The sequence below is a fragment of the Parasalinivibrio latis genome, assembly GCF_036825535.1.
GTDB classification, from domain to species: Bacteria; Pseudomonadota; Gammaproteobacteria; order Enterobacterales; family Vibrionaceae; genus Parasalinivibrio; species Parasalinivibrio latis.
This window is the reverse complement of sequence record NZ_CP098813.1, coordinates 1,017,791-1,037,262: the sequence shown is the minus strand read 5'-3', so window position 1 is coordinate 1,037,262 and position 19,472 is coordinate 1,017,791. Positions and strand designations below refer to the sequence as shown.

17 protein-coding genes are annotated in these 19,472 nt (G+C 49.6%); 10 read left to right on the top strand and 7 right to left on the bottom strand.

The features are described from left to right. The first annotated feature begins 671 nt into the window (after positions 1 to 671). Positions 672 to 1,529: a hypothetical protein gene (locus NF212_RS21645; protein WP_434360998.1), complete on the top strand. Its 858-nt coding sequence runs from the start codon at positions 672 to 674 to the stop codon at positions 1,527 to 1,529. 81 nt (positions 1,530 to 1,610) lie between these two features. Here NF212_RS21645 and NF212_RS21640 read toward each other — a convergent pair whose 3' ends face one another. The 6 genes from NF212_RS21640 to NF212_RS21615 form a co-directional block, all read right to left on the bottom strand. Further along, entirely contained in the window at positions 1,611 to 2,240 is a 630-nt protein-coding gene (locus NF212_RS21640; protein WP_434360997.1) for a bifunctional 4-hydroxy-2-oxoglutarate aldolase/2-dehydro-3-deoxy-phosphogluconate aldolase, read from the bottom strand. A gap of 49 nt (positions 2,241 to 2,289) precedes the next feature. After that, the gene (locus NF212_RS21635) at positions 2,290 to 3,153 is read right to left on the bottom strand and encodes an SIS domain-containing protein (RefSeq protein WP_434360996.1); all 864 of its coding nucleotides are present in this window, start codon (positions 3,151 to 3,153) and stop codon (positions 2,290 to 2,292) included. A gap of 26 nt (positions 3,154 to 3,179) precedes the next feature. Then, the gene (locus tag NF212_RS21630) at positions 3,180 to 4,076 is read right to left on the bottom strand and encodes an MBL fold metallo-hydrolase (protein ID WP_434360995.1); all 897 of its coding nucleotides are present in this window, start codon (positions 4,074 to 4,076) and stop codon (positions 3,180 to 3,182) included. Next, positions 4,069 to 5,013, bottom strand: a complete 945-nt coding sequence (locus tag NF212_RS21625) for a phosphoglycerate dehydrogenase (RefSeq protein ID WP_434360994.1) — start codon at positions 5,011 to 5,013, stop codon at positions 4,069 to 4,071. Before NF212_RS21625 ends, NF212_RS21630 begins: the two co-directional genes overlap by 8 nt. Positions 5,014 to 5,024: 11 nt before the next feature. Next, positions 5,025 to 5,915 (bottom strand): shikimate dehydrogenase, encoded by an 891-nt coding sequence (locus tag NF212_RS21620; protein ID WP_434360993.1) that lies wholly within the window; start codon positions 5,913 to 5,915, stop codon positions 5,025 to 5,027. A gap of 68 nt (positions 5,916 to 5,983) precedes the next feature. Continuing rightward, positions 5,984 to 6,610 (bottom strand): glucose-6-phosphate isomerase, encoded by a 627-nt coding sequence (locus tag NF212_RS21615; protein WP_434360992.1) that lies wholly within the window; start codon positions 6,608 to 6,610, stop codon positions 5,984 to 5,986. Positions 6,611 to 6,951: 341 nt separating this feature from the next. Between NF212_RS21615 and NF212_RS21610 the strand changes: the two genes are divergently transcribed. The 7 genes from NF212_RS21610 to NF212_RS21580 all read left to right on the top strand — a co-directional run bounded on the left by NF212_RS21610 (position 6,952) and on the right by NF212_RS21580 (position 16,227). Beyond that, positions 6,952 to 7,848 (top strand): carbohydrate ABC transporter permease, encoded by an 897-nt coding sequence (locus tag NF212_RS21610; RefSeq protein ID WP_434360991.1) that lies wholly within the window; start codon positions 6,952 to 6,954, stop codon positions 7,846 to 7,848. Continuing rightward, a complete protein-coding gene (locus tag NF212_RS21605; protein WP_434360990.1) occupies positions 7,845 to 8,960 on the top strand; it encodes a carbohydrate ABC transporter permease in 1,116 nt (371 codons plus the stop codon). Before NF212_RS21610 ends, NF212_RS21605 begins: the two co-directional genes overlap by 4 nt. A 104-nt stretch (positions 8,961 to 9,064) precedes the next feature. After that, positions 9,065 to 10,528 carry an extracellular solute-binding protein gene (locus tag NF212_RS21600; protein ID WP_434360989.1) on the top strand — a complete coding sequence of 488 codons (1,464 nt, stop codon included), beginning with the start codon at positions 9,065 to 9,067 and terminating at the stop codon, positions 10,526 to 10,528. Between the two features lie 44 nt (positions 10,529 to 10,572). Further along, positions 10,573 to 11,670 carry an ABC transporter ATP-binding protein gene (locus tag NF212_RS21595; RefSeq protein WP_434360988.1) on the top strand — a complete coding sequence of 366 codons (1,098 nt, stop codon included), beginning with the start codon at positions 10,573 to 10,575 and terminating at the stop codon, positions 11,668 to 11,670. A 23-nt stretch (positions 11,671 to 11,693) separates the two neighbouring features. After that, positions 11,694 to 13,211, top strand: a complete 1,518-nt coding sequence (locus NF212_RS21590) for a xylulokinase (RefSeq protein WP_434360987.1) — start codon at positions 11,694 to 11,696, stop codon at positions 13,209 to 13,211. Positions 13,212 to 13,314: 103 nt separating this feature from the next. Then, positions 13,315 to 14,013 (top strand): HAD family hydrolase, encoded by a 699-nt coding sequence (locus tag NF212_RS21585; protein WP_434360986.1) that lies wholly within the window; start codon positions 13,315 to 13,317, stop codon positions 14,011 to 14,013. 219 nt (positions 14,014 to 14,232) lie between these two features. Further along, entirely contained in the window at positions 14,233 to 16,227 is a 1,995-nt protein-coding gene (locus tag NF212_RS21580) for a methyl-accepting chemotaxis protein (RefSeq protein WP_434360985.1), read from the top strand. A 35-nt stretch (positions 16,228 to 16,262) separates the two neighbouring features. Here NF212_RS21580 and NF212_RS21575 read toward each other — a convergent pair whose 3' ends face one another. Then, positions 16,263 to 17,168, bottom strand: a complete 906-nt coding sequence (locus tag NF212_RS21575) for a LysR family transcriptional regulator (RefSeq protein WP_434360984.1) — start codon at positions 17,166 to 17,168, stop codon at positions 16,263 to 16,265. Between the two features lie 120 nt (positions 17,169 to 17,288). Between NF212_RS21575 and NF212_RS21570 the strand changes: the two genes are divergently transcribed. Both NF212_RS21570 and dsdA read left to right on the top strand, forming a co-directional pair. Then, positions 17,289 to 17,816 (top strand): NADPH-dependent FMN reductase, encoded by a 528-nt coding sequence (locus tag NF212_RS21570; RefSeq protein WP_434360983.1) that lies wholly within the window; start codon positions 17,289 to 17,291, stop codon positions 17,814 to 17,816. A 196-nt stretch (positions 17,817 to 18,012) separates the two neighbouring features. Next, the gene (gene dsdA / locus NF212_RS21565; RefSeq protein WP_434360982.1) at positions 18,013 to 19,344 is read left to right on the top strand and encodes a D-serine ammonia-lyase; all 1,332 of its coding nucleotides are present in this window, start codon (positions 18,013 to 18,015) and stop codon (positions 19,342 to 19,344) included. The last annotated feature ends 128 nt before the right edge of the window (positions 19,345 to 19,472 follow it).

Here is a 19,472-nt window from a genome sequence, read left to right as displayed (position 1 = left end):
TGCATTTCAGATGTCATATTAATAGGCGACAATTTCTTATCTATTTCCCCCTTCAACGCATTTATAATACGGACATCACAAATCAGTGTTCTCTTCGTGATATTTCCCACACAACATTTCGTTTTGAATTTTGCTAATTAGGGAATCACTAAATTAGTTGAGATGTGAGAAACTGGCTTTATCTTTTATTAAATGATTATTTAAAAACCATTATAATACAATTCATATACATATAGTTAAATCAAGATCCTATCCAAGCCCCCGGACAGCAGCACAAGCCAGAAATCAATTAAATACGGTTTGAAAGCCAGAACAAAGTTAACAACATTGAAAGGCCTTATTTTAAATATGGTTGATTTCTTCGTTTGATGGCAATGTGAAACAAAGTGAGTTTAAGTTTTTAAATGTTCGACATTATAAAAATTGATATCAAAGTCCCCCATCAAAGCAATTCACCCGGTTAAAATCTAAAGTTCTTTTTTTTGAAACACCGTTACTGATTTCATCTAATAATACTTAGCCGGTGGGGTTAATGGCTGCAGGCTTCTGGTAGCGTAAGACTAAAAATTCCCTATACCGGAAAGACGCCAACTCATGGAAATAACCAACAACCCGCGGTCACTTGTCCATGAGTATCTAAGTCACTGACTTTCTCGCATGAGGCGCAAAACATGAACACCAGATATTTATCTCAACCCCTTTCTGATGACGAAAGATCTGACCTGCTGTTCAAAGGTGATGTCGCCGTATTTACCCGGGTACCGGCAATGAAGGCTCTCATCCGGTTCACAGACAGCATGTTGAGGTATTATCTTGATGGCAATAACCCAGTCACTGCCCATCAGGATATGCTGCCAGGTACATTTTTGAACCGAATAGGGGCAGCACAAAGGGATATTCACAGAAGCGATGAGGCAAAGAGCCTGTTTTTTGGGGCACTTCGCCAATGTGGAATGGATCTTGATGATGCATTTTACGACCACTTCGTCCTTCGCGTGGTACCTTGCCACCCCTCATTTGAAGGGGCTTGGAACTCGGCAATCGGTCACCACCGCGATACATGGGGAAGCAATATTTATTGTCAGCAAAACTGGTGGGCTCCCATTTACGGTTTAGAGCCGGGGCGCAGCATCGCTATCTACCCCGATTACTGGCGAAGGCCTCTGGCCAACACGTCCAATAAGTGGAGTTTTAAAGAATTTCTCTCCCAGCGTTCATCCGCTCCCAAAAACACGCGTTGCGCCTACCCATCCGTTCCCCAACCATTGGAACCTATAGATGAAACCAACCGTATCAGCATGGATGTTTCTCCAGGAGACATTCTCTGTTTCTCCAGCGCACACTTGCATGCCAGCAGGATCAACCGTACCAGGGAGATCCGTTACAGTATCGAAATGCGAACGGTAAACCGGATAGATCTGGCAGAGGGCCGAAAGGCTCCAAATATTGACAATGACGGTACGGATCCAATGTATGGGTGGTTCAAAGGCATTACTGATCATGCCCCGCTGGCACTGGAAGTAGCCTGATTGTCTGATGGAAATTTCCTTCAGATACGAAAAAGCCGGTGATTGATTACCCGGCTTTATTTACTCAAAGGCAGGGAAAGATCAGTTAACCCTTGTTACTGTCTCTCTAATCCTGTTGCTGATTTCATCCCAGTTTCCGGCATCCATTAAGGTGGTTTCCGTCAGCCAGGTTCCTCCACAACATATCACCCGGTCAACAGCAAGGTACTCCAGTAAGTTGCTCGGTTTGATACCGCCGGTAGGCATTAACTGAACTTCACGGTATGGCGCCAGCAGTGATTTAACCATTGCAATACCACCCGAAGCCTCGGCAGGAAAGAACTTCAGCAGGGAAAACCCCAATTCCATGGCCTGCTCAATTTGACCCGGATTATTGATTCCCGGAATAAAAGGGAACCCTTTTTCTTTACAGTAAGTCGCAGTGGTTGGATTCAGTCCCGGAGCCACACCGAATTCGGCACCAGCATCCATTGCACGGTCGATCTGTTCTCTGGTCAACAGGGTGCCCGCACCAACACAGAGACTTGGTTCCGCCGCCTTCATTGCCTTAATCACTTCTGCCGCTACATCAGTACGAAAAGTCACTTCTGCTACCGGAAGGCCATTATCCACCAGCGCTTTGGCCAACGGAGCAGCATGTTCCACTTGGTTTATCTGAATTACCGGCACTACCTTACATCGGGTAAGTAAGTCCAAAATAGTCTTATCCATCACGCCCTCCTGCTGAATAATTCCCGGTATTACAAGTCCCAAAACGGGGTTACTGGTTATTGGTGGTCCGGAAGTGGGACAACCGCTCTTTCATACTCGAAATACGGTCACGGTGTGATTCGTCGCGCCTAAGGGAGACACTGGTCGCCAGGATGTCGATAACCACCAATGCGGCAATGCGTGAAATGGTTGGGGTATACCTGTCTGTATTTTCTAGTGTTTCTACCTCAATGCACAGGTCACTGTGTTCACTGAGCTTGCCATGCCGCCCGGTTATACTCACAACCATCGCCCCATGGGCCTTCGCTTCCTTCACCGTTTCTATCAACGCATTGGTTTCTGCGTTATTGGAGATGGCAACTACCACATTGCCGGAAGACATCATCGATGCCGCAATAAACTGCTGGTGCGAGTCTGTATGGGCATTGCATGGGACACCAAACAGCGGAAATTTCTGCTGGGCATCCAGGGCAACAATGCCGGATGCGCCGAAACCAAAGAAATCGATCTGGCGGGCGTTAACGAGAATATCGACAGCTTTTTCCATACTGTCGTTGTCAATGTGTTCCCGGGCCCAGTCAAGGCTGGTCAGGGTAAAATCAAACAGCTTTCGGGAAATCACCGAAGTGTCGTCCCCTTCCTGCAAAGCAGCATGTGTGGGTGTCACGCCAAGTGCAACACTCTGGGCCAAGCGGATTTTCAGATCCTGAAAACCAGTGCAACCAACAGCGGTGGCAAAACGCATTACCGTGGGTTCACTGACCCCGGCACCCCTCGCTGTTTCCACTAGTGTACTGTTTATTGCCTGCTTCGGGTCGGCAAGCACCCAGTCGGCCACTTTGCGGTCTGATTTACGAAGGGTGTCCAGCGAGCGGGTAATCATCTCTATGACGTTAGGTTGTTTCTGCTGCAATGCCTGGTTCCTCTTGCTGTTTTTGGTCATCTCAGGCTCAGCCTGTACTCTCGGTTCAATGTGGCGGGCCAGATGCAAATCATATCAGCCTTTTCAGTCGCATAAGCAGCGATACGAGCAGGATTTTCGGTATTGAAATGGAATAAACCCACATGGTGGGCAACCATATGGGTAATTCCGGCCTCAATACAAATATTCACGGCTTCTTCCAGGGTGAAGTTTCCAGGTACACCGTTGATTTTTCGAACGTTATCCCGGCCATTGACAGGAAGTAAAGCAACATCCGGTTTTAACCGGCTTAGCCACTGCGGTAGCTCAGGGTAGGGAATACAATCTCCGGAATGCCAGATTCGCAAATAACCCTTATCACTTTTAAATTCGAAGATATAGCCAAGATATACGCAGTTACCGGCACTATCCCGCTCGATCTCCTCATGAGCCGCCGGTATGGCAAATACTCTGAGGCCTCCGGGAAATGTCAGTGACTCCCCATCAGTGAAAGTGCTAATTTTTGTATCAGGTAACCTGCTTCGTATTCTGGCTTCCGTGATTTCAGCTCGGGGAGCAACAAGCCAGGTATTTTTCTGCTTTGGAGAGTTAAACAGTGGAAGAAGTGTCCCGGGATCCATATGGTCTGTATGTCTGTGGGTACAGAACACACCTTGCAGCGAGGGTAGTTCACCGACTGAAATCGGTGCATCCATCATCCGGGTGTGGGGAAAACGCGTACCGGCATATTTTTCCGCCAGTGAATCAGAGAGATAGGGATCAATCAACCAAGAATGCTCGCCACAAACCAACACGAAACCTGCCTGCCCCAGCCAGTAAAGGCTGACAGTATCAGGAGCATGGCCAAGGGCAAGCTTCGCTGGCAACGTTCCCTCGAATGCTGCATCAATCACTTCAACCTGGCGGTTAACCATCGCCGTGTCCTTCCAACACATCCAGCAGTTGGTCAACAGCCGATATGGTTGCCTTATCAACACTCTCCCGGGTAAAACCGCCAATATGACTGGTTGCGATACACCGGGAATGCTGCCAGAGCGGATGCGGTTTGGGTGGTTCTGTTGGAAAGACATCCGCGCCATAAAGGGCGATTTTGTTGTTCAGCAAGCCATTGTAAACCACGTTATGATCCACCAGCGCAGCCCTTGCAGTATTAATCACCACCACACCATCTTTGAGGGTATCAATACGAGCACTGTCCAATACTGGTTTGCCGTCCTGTGGTGACGGACAATGAAAGGTAATGATGTCTGACGTAGAAAGAAGTTCGGACTGACTGACAAAAGTCAGTTGCTCCCCGAGGATCATGCGGCCATTGAGAAGTGGATCATAGGCTCTGACCCGGGCACCCAGACCCATTACCATCTGTGCAACCTGGCTGCCAATCGCTCCCATACCGATAACCCCAACGGTTTTACCCTGTATCTCCCGGCCAATTACCCGCGGCCATTCCCCCCGTTTTACACCCGTTGCCGTTTCAGGGATATGGCGTAACCCAGCCAGCATCATAGCAATCGCCAATTCGGCAACCCCCCTGGCATTAGCTCCCTCGGCTTTTTTAAGTGCAATCCCTTTTTGCGCCAAGGTGTTTAATGGAAGGTTATCGATACCCGTACCGTTACGGCTGATCACTTTCAGGCTGTCCGCTGCATCCAACACTCTGGCACTGACCGGCTCAACACCGGCCAGCCAACCCACACACCCCGGTACAAGTTCAAGAAGGGTTGGTTCGTCCGGCATTATTCCAGGCTCGCAATAGACAACTTCGTACCCCAAATCCGTCAGGTTGCTGAAATACGGGTGCCCGTCCCGGGAAAGGGATCGGGGAGTAACCAGAATTTTTCCTTTGCCCATGTGCGCCCCTTTCACCGTTTGTTTACCTTGCCTGATGTTGCTGCAATATGTGAAATTCTCTCAAAGCCCGGCCCGTTAACCGGTATATCTACATCGAATACTTCTGCGATCACCCGGGTCCATCCATAAAGGAAGTAAACCCAGCCGTCATGAATTTTGAGGTTTTGCCCGGCCTCCTGTGCTTTTGCCTGATGCAGGAAAACCAGCTCACCTCGGTAATTAAGTTCCCAGATAACGGCATTTTGAGGAAAAACAGCGTCATCCGTCAGCGGAGAGCCGGGACCGTCTTTTCCAAGGCCTGTTGCATTAATAACCAATGAACCTTGGGGAAGTCCGGCCAACACTCCGTCATTGGTGTCAGGGCCCGTCACCAGTACATACTCGCAAGGAACATCTATTTCGTACCGGCCATGGATAGACCGGATTTCATCCAACCTCTCCCGGGATGTATCAGACACAATCACTTTTTCCGGGCGGTTTGCTCCCCGACAGCTCTGGGTGAGGTGCCATGTCAGGGCGATGGTAGCTCCCCCCGCACCCATCGAGAACACAGCCCCGCCGGTTTGGGCAAAATGTTGTCGGGCTAACAGATGTTCAAGCGCAAAACCGGAGGTCACCGGATCTTTGGCACTGCAACAAAATTTTCCCTCCCGCTTCGAGAGGCAACTTGTCTCACCCATCAATCCGGCATGGAGGTCGATTTCATCAAAGAGATCATGGCATGCTTGATATAGATCGATTTTATGAGTAGTGACCAATGCACCAACAGAGAGGGGATCATGTTTAATAAAAGCTGTCACCCGGCGGTAATCCGATGCCGGAGCATGGAGTGGCAAGTCGATACCTTTTATCTCAACCTCACCAAACCCAAGAAATTCAGCCCAGGCAGGAAAGACGTTCATGATTGAACTTTGCTGTGTCGAGACTCCGATAAAATAAAAGGTTTTCCTGGTAGCAGGGTGCAATTCCATTACCCATCCTCCCCAAACAGGGCGTTAACCGTTTCGGTATCCCGAGGCTGGTAAGCCGGGTTTTCCTCCAATACCCATCCCCCTTTCCCATCATCCACCACCCGGTGTTTCATGCCGTTGGAGCGGGCAATAATCCCGTAGTCCTGGCCACTGTCCGCGGGGTAGCAAAACAACATCACAAAGTCTTCATTGCCGGTATTGACCGAACGATGTATCCAGAATGGCGGTACGTAGCAGATATCATCCTGCCCGATTTCGATTACCCTGGTTTCCCCTTCCGGGGATTCCATCAGCATCAGGCCTCGCCCTTTCTTTCCTACATAGATTTCTGGCCTGTCTGCAATACCGTGGATGTGCCCCCGGGTCATAAAATACTCGTTCCCGACCTTCCCTGGGACCATACAAGTCACACCAAAAATCAGATCCTGGCAACGGGAACCCGGGTGGTAGTCAGTCACTTCATACACGACTCGCTCCCCCAATTCAGACGCAAGTTGTCGAAACGCCTCTTCGTCTGCATAAAGGCCGCTTAGATCAGCAAAGGTTTTTTTGTAACGCCGCTCCGTCCCTTTCAACAGCCCTTCTTTCACATCTACGATGCAATGAACTGGGTTAATTAGCGCCATACTCCCTCCTCTGGATGGTGCGGACATAGAAGGCTCACCGCACACTGTTTAAGGCACCCGTCGAACTGTGGAAGTGCACCATGCGGTGCCATGTGCTTCCCAAATGCACATCTTTAAATCACACCCCAATGAGTAGTAATACTACATTTTCACCAAAGATCAAATATCAGTCATCGGCATCAACCGCACTAAAATAGCGTGAACAGCCCGTTTCACCGATAAGATAAGTAAATACATTGTTAACTTGAGTATTGACAATAAATTTAAATGTACTAAAACTACATTTACAGTTTCCGAAAGCTCATACTGAAAAGCCAATACGAGACAGGGAGTTGTTGAGTATGTTCATTCAGGTCAAGGGAAAACCACAGACAGATTCGGTTAAATACCTGTTTGTGTGGCCGGCATTTTTTGTTGTCATGCTGGTTACCCTGTTTCCCCTAATCTACGCACTGACAGTGAGCTTCCAGTCCGTCCGGCTGGTACCGCCAATGCCTGCCCGGTTTGTTGGTTTGGATAACTATCAGGATTTGGTTGAGTCTGCCCGTTTCTGGCAGTCTATCGGCACAACCACCCTCATTGTGTTTACTTCGGTTGCCATACAGTACGTTATTGGCTTTGCCCTGGCAGTGGCCATGCATGCCAGGGTTCCCGGGGAGAAACTGTTCCGAGTGGCATTCCTGCTGCCGATGTTTATGGCACCAATCGCCGTCGCTTTGGTCGCACGTATGCTTTTCCATTCCGCCCTCGGACCGGTCAATGATTTTTTCAGCTTGTTCGGTTTGGAAAACCTTCCGTTTTTGACCCAAACCAACTGGGCACTGGGTGTGCTGGTGACCGTAGAAGTCTGGCAATGGACTCCCTTTGTTACCTTGCTGATGCTTGCCGGGCTCCAGGGACTGCCTTCCGACGTCTTTGAAGCTGCCGCACTCGAAGGAGCATCCCACTGGCGTCGATTCTGGGACATCACTTTTCCCATGCTGCTCCCGCTTTCTGTTGTGGTCGTTTTTATCCGTATTGTGGAAGGATTCAAGATCATTGACCCGGTATATGTCCTTACCGGCGGTGGGCCAGGCACCTCAACGGAAACCCTGACGCTGTTTGCCTACAACCAGGGCTTCAGGAAATTTGACCTTGGCGAGGCTTCTGCCCTGAGTTTTCTGTTCCTAGTCGTGATTATTCTCTTCGGTACCCTGTACCTCGCAGCAGCCAAGCCCTTGGTGGAGAAACGGACATGACGCAGTTGTCAGTGGATACACCGGAAGTGGTAAAAAAGCCCAAAAGTAAATCGGATACCTCGAACATTCAGCAACCGGTGCCTAACCATCACCGCAGGGAGGCAAAGCGACTGAAAACGATCGGGTTAATAGGTTGCCTTATTTGGCTCGCTTTCCTCATGGTACCTTTTTACTGGGTGTTCATTACTGCATTCAAGCCGCCTCAGGCTGTAAACGGCGGAGCCACCTACCTGCCGTTTATCGATTTTATGCCGACGCTGGAAGCATTCCGGGAGGCTTTTTCCGGGATCCGCGGCGATTTCCTTGGCCCATTCTGGCATTCCTCCGCCATTGCGCTGGTATCCACTTTCCTCTCGGTACTTCTCGGCTCCATGGCGGCATACGGGATTGCCCGGTTTACCTTCCGGATCAGGTTGCTGGCAGGGGTGTTTTTTGCAGTGATGGGTATTGGCGGTTTTGTCGTACTCCAGAAATACGCCGGACTGGCAATTCCTCAGGCTCTCCTGGTTTCTCTGGCGGTAGCCTGTGTGCTGACATTTGTTGTCAACCGGCTGAACCTGCCCGGCCCGGTGCTAGGGAATGATGACATGACATTCTGGTTTGTCTCCCAGCGCATGTTTCCTCCCATCGTATCAGCGTTTGCTCTCTATCTGTTTTATGCAGAGCTCGGCAAACAGGGCATTAGGATGCTCGACAGCTTCCCCGGGATGGTGATTGCCTATACCGCTTTCGGACTACCGCTCTCCGTTTGGCTGATGCGTGATTTCTTCCGCTCAATCCCTATAGAAGTGGAAGAAGCCGCCATGGTGGAAAACGTGCCACGACTTCGGATTTTCTTTGACATTGTACTGCCAATGTCCAGACCAGGGCTTATTGCAACCTCGATGATTACCCTTGCATTTATTTGGAACGAGTTCCTGTTCGCCCTGCTGCTGACATCTTCACGCTGGCAGACACTGCCCGTGGTGCTTGCAGGCCAGAATTCCAGCCGGGGGGATGAATGGTGGGCGATTTCCGTCGCCACCCTGATTTCAGTCATTCCAATGGTGGTGGTGGCCGCACTGCTTGGTCGCCTAATGCGCTCCGGACTGCTAACCGGCTCAATTAAATAGTGTGCTCTTGCATGAGAGCGGCAATACAACAGCTTTACTCAACGCAAATGGATACGCGCTGGAAACCAGAGGTTCCAAAGCGCCCTACAAAGAAGGAAGTGGACATGAGAAAGACAGTAAACTCACCGCTCGCCGCCGCCATATTGCTGGCTTTGCCGGCCCTTGCGATGACTCCCTATGCCAATGCCGCCTGTGAGCCTGACTTTTCCGGTATCACAGTCACCGTGGGTTCCCAGAACGGCCCTTTTATTGCCTCAGCGCTGCGTACCGCCGGTAACGCCTGGGAAAAACAGACCTGTGGCAAAGTTAAGATTGTGGAATTTCCGTTCGGAGAACTCTACCCCAAATTTATGACCGGCATGCAGACCGGTTCCAGCGAAATTGATGTGCTTTCCTATATTCCTGCCTGGCTGCCTGACTTCAACAGTTTCCTGTCCGAAATGCCGCAAGCCATGCAATCCGGGGATTACTGGAATGACCTTCATCCGGTATACCGTGAGCGTCTGATGGTTTGGGATGGCAAGGTAAAATCCGCCACCATGGACGGCGACATGCACATGCTGAACTACCGGGCTGACCTGTTTAATGACCCGGAAGAAAAAGCCGCTTTCGAGAAAAAGTACGGGTATCCTCTCGCCGCTCCGGTGACATGGAACCAGTACTATGACATTGCAGAATTCTTTAACCGCCCGGATGAGGGCCTGCATGGTACGGCTGAAGCCTACAAGCGCGGCGGACAACAGTTCTGGTACTTTTTCTCTCACGCCGCAAGCTATACCAACGATCCCAAAAACCCAGGCTCAATGTTCTTTGACCCGGACACAATGGATGCACAAATCAATAATGCCGGCTGGCTGAAAGCCCTGCAGGATTACAAACGCGGCCTGCAATTTAACCCACCAGGTGCACTGAACCACGGCTCCGGAGACGTCCGGCCTCTGTATGCAGGTGGCAAGGTCGCCATGAATATCGACTGGGCTGACTCCGGCGTACTCGGTGCCAACCCGAAAGAGTCCAGCATTGTAGGGAACGTGCGCACCGCCATGCTGCCCGGTTCCTCCAAAATATGGAACGCCAAAACCGGTACATGGGAGACCTACAACAAACCTGTTGCATCCCCTTTCCTGGCATTCGGCGGGTGGCAACTTGCGGTCCCTGAATCGGCTGCCAACAAAACTGCAGCCTGGGACTTCGTCAAAACAGTCACCAGTAAAGAGGAGTCTTCCAAGGCTATTGTCACCGCCAATACCGGTGTAAACCCATACCGGCTCAGCCACTACGAGAATATCGACAACTGGCTGGCAATATTCTCCAAACCGGAAGCGGAATCCTACCTTGCGGCACAACGCGCTTCTCTGGATGCACCAAATGTCGCACTGGATCTGCGCCTGCCAGGTTTCTTCTCCTATACCGAAATCCTTGAAATTGAACTCTCCCGCGCGCTGGCAGGAGAAATCACTGAACAGGAAGCCTTGGACAATATCGCCAGGCAGTGGAACGAGCTCACTGACGACTTCGGCCGGGAAAATCAGTTGAAGGCGTACCGTGCATCAATGGGATTGAAGTAAGGCCCTGTTGGTTTAAACCGCTAATGTCAAAACGGAGAGAGTACGTGCCCCACCTATCCCTGACAAACATCACCAAGTCCTACGGGGCAGTGAACGTCATACCCCAACTGGATCTGGAAATTGAGCAGGGGGAGTTTATTGTCCTGGTCGGCCCGTCCGGGTGCGGGAAGACCACCACCCTTAGAATGATAGCAGGGCTGGAATCTGTAACCGGTGGAAAGATTACATTGTCCGGCAATGAAGTCACCCACACACAGCCGGGGCAACGTAACTGCGCTATGGTGTTCCAAAATTATGCGCTTTACCCGCATATGACGGTCTATGACAACATTGCTTATGGGATGAAAGTGCGGAAGGAAGATCCGGAGATCATCAGAACCCGGGTCTGTGACGTGGCAACGCTGTTGGGTATTGAAAAGCTGCTGGACAGAAAACCCCGTCACCTTTCCGGCGGCCAGCGCCAGCGTGTAGCAATAGGACGTGCCATTGTGCGTCACCCGGATCTGTTTTTATTTGATGAGCCACTGTCCAACCTCGACGCCAAACTCCGCGTAGAGATGCGCACCGAGATCAAGCAGCTTCAACGACGCCTTGGCACTACCGCTGTCTATGTCACCCATGATCAGGTGGAAGCCATGACCATGGCCGATCGGGTGGTTGTAATGCAAAACGGCCAAATTGAGCAGATCGCCTCCCCCATAGAGTTATATGAAAACCCGGCAAACCGCTTTGTGGCAGAGTTTATCGGCGCACCGAGTATGAATTTTCTCGCGGTGACCGTATTGGACGGCGGGGCAGAAATCGCGCTTGCTTCCGGACACCGACTCCCGGTCATCCCTGACCACCAGCCTGCCCTTGTACCTTATCAGGGGCAGAGGGTCGTGTTCGGAATCCGACCGGAACACACTCGAGGAGCAAGACCACTGGAAACCAAGACGCAGATAGCCATTGTACCCAAAGCCATTGAACCACTGGGATCACATACTGTGGTCATATCTGATTTTGAGGGCAGCCTGTTTACTGCACAGGTGGATAGCCACTATCCGGTAATTCTGGACACTCCTTGCCCGTTGGTGCTGGATATGGCAAAAGCCCACTACTTCGATATTCAGACAGAGCAAAGGATTTCCACCGGCAGTTAAGCAATGCCATACAAGGAGGAACCATGACACGCCCCCTTTTCCTGGTGATTGATGTTGGCACAGGGTCAGTAAGGTCAGCGGCAGTAGACAAGAAAGGTACCATTGTGGCCTTTGCCAACCGCGAACACGACCAGCATGTCCCCCGGTACGGCTGGTGTGAGCAACGTCCGGATGACTGGTGGCAAGGGGCTTCGGAATCTGTCCGAAAGGTGGTTGAAAGTCTGGGGAAGGACGCTGCGAATATCGAATGTATCGCCTGTTGCGGGCAGATGCACGGTACAGTATTTATCGACTCCGACGGTGATGTTGTCCGGGAATTCGCTCCGCTCTGGAACGATAAACGTACCATCCCACAAGTGAAAGCCTACCAGGCGCAATTTGGAATAGATGGATGCCTGAAAGAAACAGGCAATCCCCCTACCCCTGCCTGGCCCGGCTTCAAGCTCCAGTGGTTGGCACAGCATGAACCGGAACTGCTTGAACGCAGTGTCAGGGTGATGATGCCAAAGGATTATATCAATTTCAGGCTGACCGGAGAGATTGCATTCGACGTCACCGAAGCCTCTCTGAGCTTTATGATGAATGCTGATTTACACCGCTGGTCCCAAACCATGCTGAAACAGTTGGGCATAGATGAATCCTTGCTTCCGTCACTGCGTAATCCGCTGGAGATCCTGGGCGCGGTTTCAGAAAGGGCAGCACGTGAAACAGGGCTACGCAGTGGTATTCCCGTCGCAGTAGGAGGGGGGGATTTTCCCCTGACCCTGCTTGGTTCCGGGGCTTGTTCACCAGGTATTGGCTCAGATGTCACCGGTACATCCTCCATCATTACCCTGATCCAGAAACAGCCGGTAAAACATTCCGAGCTTTCCAACGTGATGACCCCGGAAGGAAACTGGGGAGCATTTACCCTGCTGGATGCCGGGGGGGATGCGGTGAGATGGGCTCGACGTGCGATGAACGAAAACAGCCTGTCCTATGCCGAAGCAACGGAAAAGGCAGCATTGTCACCAGCAGGTAGCCGCAACCTGTTTTTTCTCCCCTACCTCACCGGCGAACGCCTTGGTGATACCCGGAATTCACGAGCCATGTTCTTTGGCCTCAACTCAGGGCACAGCCTGGAAGATCTGCACCGTTCGGTGCTGGAAGGCGTCGCCTTTGCAGTTCGCCGCCATATAAAACAAATGTCGAACACCGGTCAACCACCCGAACAGATTATTGCAGCCAGTGGTGGGGCCAAGTCCCGTCTTTGGCTGGAAATAAAAGCCAGCATGTATGGCACCCCGATAGTAGTGCCCGCCGAACCAGAATGTGGTGTTATTGGCTGTACCGCGTTGGCAGCCACTGCCAGCGGTCATTTCAACAGCCTCGAAGAGGCTGCCAGGTCACTGGTCAGTTTCACACAGGAAGTACAACCGAACCCGGCCTGGCAGGAAACCTACGACCGCATGTTCCCTCTTTTCCTGAAAATCAAAGAAACCAACAGCCAGTTATACGGTGATCTGGACTTACTTGACTCTGTTTCATCTGAAAAGGTCTGAGTCGGCAGGAAAGAATGGATAGCTTGCAGATACAATAAGATCTATCGTGTTGCTTGTAAGCCAACGTGTATGTTTGGTTGCGATTGAACTGTAGAGGAATCGAATGGACGGGTTCACTAAAAACAAACAGAAAGATACAGGCGTATTGAGAAAACAAGATATCCGCTTCGAAGCTGTATTGTGGGACATGGACGGTACACTTGCCGACAGCGAACCGCTCCATGAGAAAGCGATGCGCAATGTCTTAGCTGGGCTGGGAATCACTCCTTCAGTTGATGACTTCAACAATGTCATTGGTACAGAAGGTCCAGTAACATTCAGGTATTTCTCAGATAAATACAAACTCTCCATTGGCTACGAGGAATACCGGGAACAGAACTACCGCTACTATTGCCAGCACAGCAATACCATTAATCCGCTCTTTGGATGTGAAGTTTATCTGGCGCTTGAAGAGCTTGGTATCCCTCAGGCCATCGTCTCTAATTCTGACCGGATGCTGGTACAAGCCACAATGAGGGCGATAGGCATCGAGAAACCGGGGCTGACTGTCGTAACCCGAAATGATGTCTTGCTTGGAAAGCCGGATCCTGAAGGATACCTGCGAGCCGCCCACCTTTTAGGAACAAAACCCCGTAATACCGCAGTTATCGAAGACAGCCATGTCGGTGCGCAAGCTGGCATTGATGCTGGGATGACTGTATTTGGTGTGCCCTTAGAAGAAAATCGACATCGCTTTGATTCCTCTACACAACTGGCCAACGGGAAAGAATCGTTGATGGCATATTTGATAAAACAGCAATAAATTGCAGGAGGGGGGCGGCAAACGCTACTAAGAAGCCATCCCTCCGAACAAAAATGCAGTCAGGAAACCGATACCTCCAAGTGAACATCATTTAATAATCATCCCCCTCACAATTTTACATTCTTGTATATCAATTGATGCATATTATGAGTTATTTTACATATGTCTCATAATTGATTCTTTTTTATACAAGCAGACTAACGTGAAGGTTGGTGAAGCATGGTCCGGATTTTCAGAAATATTAAGGTAGGCAGCCTGGTGTCCCTGCTTGCTGGGATTCCTATCTTTTTACTTTTAGCTTTTGGTATTTATGAATTTAACCGGCTGGAACAGGATAAGCTGATCGCCAACCAGGTAAACGAAGCTGTCGATCTCTTCCTCGTAATGGAACGTGTGGCCCATGAGCATGCGGTTGAACGTGGGTTGACCGCAGGTGTGGTGGGCTCAGGTGGAGATCCGGAAATTGTAAAGAAACTGAAAGCCCAGAGAACTAAAGCTGACCAGGCTGAAACCGCACTCCGTACCTTTGAAACGGTTTATCTCAACCGAAACGTTGAAAGCAAGTTAATCGACGGCGTGCTTTCCAGCCTCGCCAACAAGGGAAGCATCAGGAAACAAGTTGATTCCCTGCAAATCCAAGATTCGCCGTTTGCGTTCTACACAAATGTTAACAGTACAGCCATTGAAAATGCCCAGAAGGTAAAATCCTACGCAACTGACTCCCGTGTTGCCCCTCTTCTTGAAGGTGCCCTTTCCCTGATGTGGGCAAAAGAAGAAGCGGGTAAATCTAGAGGGGCTTTGAATGGTGCGTTTGCTCGTCAAAGTGTCACTGACAAGCAGTTTTTTGATATATCAGAGTACATAACCGGTTTTGATCGCTCTGTTGATGCCGCGCGTTACACACTGCCATCCGAATTTAATGCCACGTTGAATCAAATTACAGGCTCTGGTACCTCTGCATCCATACAGCGAATTGAGCAGACATTTATGGCTTTAGGCGGGGAATCCAAAGACGTTAACTTTGTCTCTCCCAAAGAGTGGTTTCCTATGGCAACCAAGCGTATTGTTGAAATCAATAAGCTGAAAAATGCCGTAACCGCTGATGCTGTTAACACGGCGAATAAAGCACTCAACGATGCTAAAATGACACAATACGTGCTGTTTGCAGTATTTGGCTTTATTGTGCTCCCCTTGATTAGCCTGACCATAATGGTACGCAGCGACCTACGGAACAGGGTAACCAAATTGTCCCACTCCTTACATGCTATCAGTTCCAACAAAGATCTAAGCCAGCGCCTGAAAATAGACGGCAAAGATGAAATTGCTCATATCAGTACAATGACCAATGAGTTTATTGCTACTTTGTCAGGTACTATCATTCATGTGAAAAATGCCGCTGATGAATCATCCAAGTTGCTGGATCGATTAGTCACAGACACGAGCAAAACCTTAGAATCCGGCCAACTTGCCTACACTCGTTGCGATAATATCGCTGCGGCTATGAGCGAAATGTCCAACAGCAGCCAGGAAGTGGCGGCAACCGCAAACAATGTCCGTGAAAGAGCAGACGACTCTGAAGCCATCAGTGACGAATGTGACCGCAGTGGACAAAACGCCCACCGGGTGACAACCGATCTTCTTGCCCATATTGAAAATTCTTACAATGTCGTCGAGGAACTCGAACAGCAAACTGCGAGCGTAAAGAGTATTCTCGACACCATCAGCAGTATTTCAGAGCAAACTAACCTGTTGGCACTCAATGCAGCAATTGAGGCAGCCCGTGCCGGGGAGCAAGGACGTGGATTCGCGGTTGTTGCGGACGAGGTACGGAACCTAGCGCAACGTAGTAAGCAATCCACGGAAGAGATCCAGACACTGCTGGAAGAAATTGGCAGCAAATCGAACCTCGCGTATAAGAGGATGCAACAAAGCCGCGAAGAAGGTTCAGTCTGTCAGGATACTGTTGGCTCAGTACAGGAAGGTATTCACCGGCTGAAAGCGAGTATCGAATCCCTGGCGGAGCTCAATGCAAGTATCGCTGCTGCCGCGTCAGAACAAGCACAAACTGCTTCATCCGTGAATGAAGACGTTGATGTACTGTTGAATATCTCCCGGGAATCTCTCGATCACTCAGAAAATATTCGGAAAGACTTACAATCCCAGAGTAAATCAATGCGTGAACTGGTCAGCGCCTTAAGTGAGTTCAGGTTGTAATACCCTAAAAAAGCCATCTTGTTAAGATGGCTTTTTTATAGGTCCCCAATTGCTTCCACCACATAGTCTATAAAACAACGAACTTTAGAAGACATATGTTTTCGACTCGCGTATACCAGATAGACCTCCACCGGTATACGCACATAATCCGGAAACAATTCAACCAATTCCCCTCGTTCAAGTTCACCGTTGAGGTTAAAAAGAGGCATCCTCATAATCCCCTGTCCGGCCACACAAAGCGCGATTTCCATTTGTGAACTGTTTGTCAGGACCTGGCTTTTAACTTCCACTTCGATAAGGTTTCCATCTTTGTCGTGGTAAGGCCATAAATGATGATTTTTGATATTGCTGTAACTCATTGTTTTATGGTTTACAAGCTCAATAGGGTGTGTGGGTGTCCCGTATTTTTTAAGGTAAGACGGTGCAGCTAAAGTAACGGTTGCCGAAGTCAGTATCCGCCGGCTGATTAAACTCGAGTCTTCCAGGGCGGCAGACGCCCGGATAACCACATCAAAGCCATCGGCGACCACATCCACCTTCCTGTCATTTACATCAAGATCTAACACAACCCCAGGATAACGCTCAGTAAATTCAGACAATACCGGACGCAACTGGGATAGGCCAAAGCTGATAGGACAGCTGATTTTCAACACGCCTTTTGGTGATTGTTGATGACCGCTCAGCGCATTTTCCAGCTCCTGCGCGTCCAGCACAAGCTGGCTACATTGCTGGTAATAGATTTTCCCTTCAGGCGTCAGGCTCAAAGACCGGGTGGTCCGGTTTAACAACCTGACTCCGAGACGCTCCTCAAGCTTATTGATTTCTTTGCTGATAAACGATGTAGAGTGCCCCATAGACTCTGCCGCCCGGGTAAAGCTCCCACTGTTAACCACCTCAGTAAACACCACCATTCCATCAAGAAGCTGGGTATTGAATGCCATAATTTTCGGCTCTATTAAATGTCATTTGGAAATAATCATTCCACAATCCGGGGATTAATCAACAATCGGCATCAATTTATAGTTAACCCATCAAAACGAATTTCACCGAGGAGCCTAACAATGAAAGTACTCGCATTCGCAGCAAGCAGCAGCAAGCAATCCATCAACAAACAACTTGCCCTATATGCTGCCAGTCTGATTGAAGGGGCTGATATTGAACTTCTTGATATCAATGATTACGAAATGCCACTGTTCAGCTCTGACCGGGAACAGGAGTTGGGTCAACCCGACGAGGCAAAACGCTTTTTTGCAAAAATTGGTGAAGCAGATGCCATCATCATTTCATTTGCAGAACATAATGGTTCCTATACTGCCGCATACAAAAACCTGTTTGATTGGACGTCTCGTATTGATATGAAGGTATTCCAAGGAAAGCCAGCAGTATATCTGGCCACGTCCCCAGGGCCAGGAGGTGCACAAAGTGTACTGTCTGCAGCAGTCAGCTCTGCTTCATTCTTTGCTGCCGATGTGAAAGCATCACTTTCAATACCCAGCTTTTATGACAATTTCGATCTGGAAAAGCAGGAACTGCGTAGTCCTGAGCTGGCAATACAGCTTATGGATGCAATATCAGCACTCAAAGCATAATCCACAATATGTAAGCCCGGAAGTTGCGCCTTTAATACCGGGCTTATCCTGCCATTAACACGGTGACTCACCCGATCTTGTTTTCAGATGACATAACTTCACCCTATCGGAGGCAAATTTTCAGTTGAACCACCCAAAATCACGCTGATATCTTTATCTGTAATAAAGATTATTTACCGTTACCAAAGGGTTTGTCATGGATATGGCAGAAATAGAAAAGCTGAAAAACACTTTCCCTCTTTTGCGTGAACTCATAGCCTTGAACGAAGTGACATGGTTCAACCCTGCGATCACTGATGCTGCAGAAGGCCTCCGTCATGTTGGGCTTACAGCAGAAGACGTTGCTGATGCCAGTGCCCGCCTGAGCCGTTTCGCTCCCTATTTCGAAGCAGTATTTCCTCAAACCCAAATTACAAAGGGAATTATCGAGTCGCCCCTGTCAGCAATTCCCTCCATGCAATCTGCCCTCGCTTCTCGCTACAAGACTGACTTACCCGGTAAGCTAATGATAAAGCTCGATGCCTACCTGCCGGTATCCGGGTCAATTAAGGCTCGTGGTGGTATCTATGAAGTACTTTTTCACGCTGAATCGCTGGCTACTGAAGCGGGATTGCTCTCATACAGCGACAATTACGCCAAGCTGGACAGCAAGGAGTTCCGGCGATTTTTCAGCCGGTATAGTATTGCTGTAGGTTCTACGGGTAACCTTGGCCTGTCTATAGGCATCATCAGCGCCACACTCGGGTTTAACGTCAGTGTCCACATGTCCGCCGATGCCAGGCAGTGGAAGAAAGACAAACTCCGCGCTCATGGTGTAAACGTCGTCGAATACCAATCAGACTATAGCCTGGCGGTGGAGAAAGGCCGTGAAGAGGCAGAAAATAATCCTCTGTGCCATTTCATTGATGATGAAAACTCCACCAACTTATTTCTGGGATATGCCGTTGCAGGGGAAAGGCTGAAAACACAATTCAGAGATGCAGGAATAGTGGTTTCCCGTGAAAATCCACTTTTTGTTTATCTGCCCTGCGGTGTTGGCGGGGGGCCTGGAGGGGTTGCCTTTGGTCTCAAACTGGCGTTTGGTGACAACGTCCACTGCATCTTTGCCGAACCAACTCATTCCCCATGTATGCTGCTTGGCGTCCATACAGGACTACATGACGCAATTTCTGTCCAGGATCTTGGTATCGACAATGTGACCGCTGCTGACGGACTTGCCGTTGGCCGCGCATCCGGTTTTGTTGGGCGTGCAATGGAGCGCTTGATTGACGGCTACTATACCCTGACTGACCAGGAGATGTTCGACCTCCTAAGCCTGCTGGATAAAACCGAACAAATTCGCTTAGAACCCTCTGCGCTTGCAGGGATGCCCGGAATGCAACGCATCCTCTCAGACACGTCTTACCTAAACCGGATGGACTTTACCCAGGAAAAGTTAAACAACGCGACGCATCTTGTCTGGGCTACCGGAGGAGGCATGGTACCTGAGGAAGAAATGGCTAAGTATCTTGACGTTGCAGGGGTGTAAACATAGGTACCTAGCAATAGAATTCACTCAAACGGGCAATCGCCTCACTACTTGGTTGATACCCAACAAGATAGCTGGACATACATGAAATTGATTAAAGTCAATACATTGCAAGATTTTCATTTGTG

Excerpts from the sequence above, each read along its gene's own strand:
- NF212_RS21615 (WP_434360992.1), bottom strand. The coding sequence starts at position 6,610 with ATGGCGCTAATTAACCCAGTTCATTGCATCGTAGATGTGAAAGAAGGG.
- NF212_RS21585 (WP_434360986.1), top strand. The coding sequence starts at position 13,315 with ATGGACGGGTTCACTAAAAACAAACAGAAAGATACAGGCGTATTGAGA.
- NF212_RS21625 (WP_434360994.1), bottom strand. The coding sequence starts at position 5,013 with ATGGGCAAAGGAAAAATTCTGGTTACTCCCCGATCCCTTTCCCGGGAC.
- NF212_RS21640 (WP_434360997.1), bottom strand. The coding sequence starts at position 2,240 with ATGGATAAGACTATTTTGGACTTACTTACCCGATGTAAGGTAGTGCCG.
- NF212_RS21605 (WP_434360990.1), top strand. The coding sequence starts at position 7,845 with ATGACGCAGTTGTCAGTGGATACACCGGAAGTGGTAAAAAAGCCCAAA.
- dsdA (WP_434360982.1), top strand. The coding sequence starts at position 18,013 with ATGGATATGGCAGAAATAGAAAAGCTGAAAAACACTTTCCCTCTTTTG.
- NF212_RS21590 (WP_434360987.1), top strand. The coding sequence starts at position 11,694 with ATGACACGCCCCCTTTTCCTGGTGATTGATGTTGGCACAGGGTCAGTA.
- NF212_RS21630 (WP_434360995.1), bottom strand. The coding sequence starts at position 4,076 with ATGGTTAACCGCCAGGTTGAAGTGATTGATGCAGCATTCGAGGGAACG.
- NF212_RS21620 (WP_434360993.1), bottom strand. The coding sequence starts at position 5,915 with ATGAACGTCTTTCCTGCCTGGGCTGAATTTCTTGGGTTTGGTGAGGTT.
- NF212_RS21575 (WP_434360984.1), bottom strand. The coding sequence starts at position 17,168 with ATGGCATTCAATACCCAGCTTCTTGATGGAATGGTGGTGTTTACTGAG.
- NF212_RS21600 (WP_434360989.1), top strand. The coding sequence starts at position 9,065 with ATGAGAAAGACAGTAAACTCACCGCTCGCCGCCGCCATATTGCTGGCT.
- NF212_RS21610 (WP_434360991.1), top strand. The coding sequence starts at position 6,952 with ATGTTCATTCAGGTCAAGGGAAAACCACAGACAGATTCGGTTAAATAC.
- NF212_RS21580 (WP_434360985.1), top strand. The coding sequence starts at position 14,233 with ATGGTCCGGATTTTCAGAAATATTAAGGTAGGCAGCCTGGTGTCCCTG.
- NF212_RS21570 (WP_434360983.1), top strand. The coding sequence starts at position 17,289 with ATGAAAGTACTCGCATTCGCAGCAAGCAGCAGCAAGCAATCCATCAAC.
- NF212_RS21645 (WP_434360998.1), top strand. The coding sequence starts at position 672 with ATGAACACCAGATATTTATCTCAACCCCTTTCTGATGACGAAAGATCT.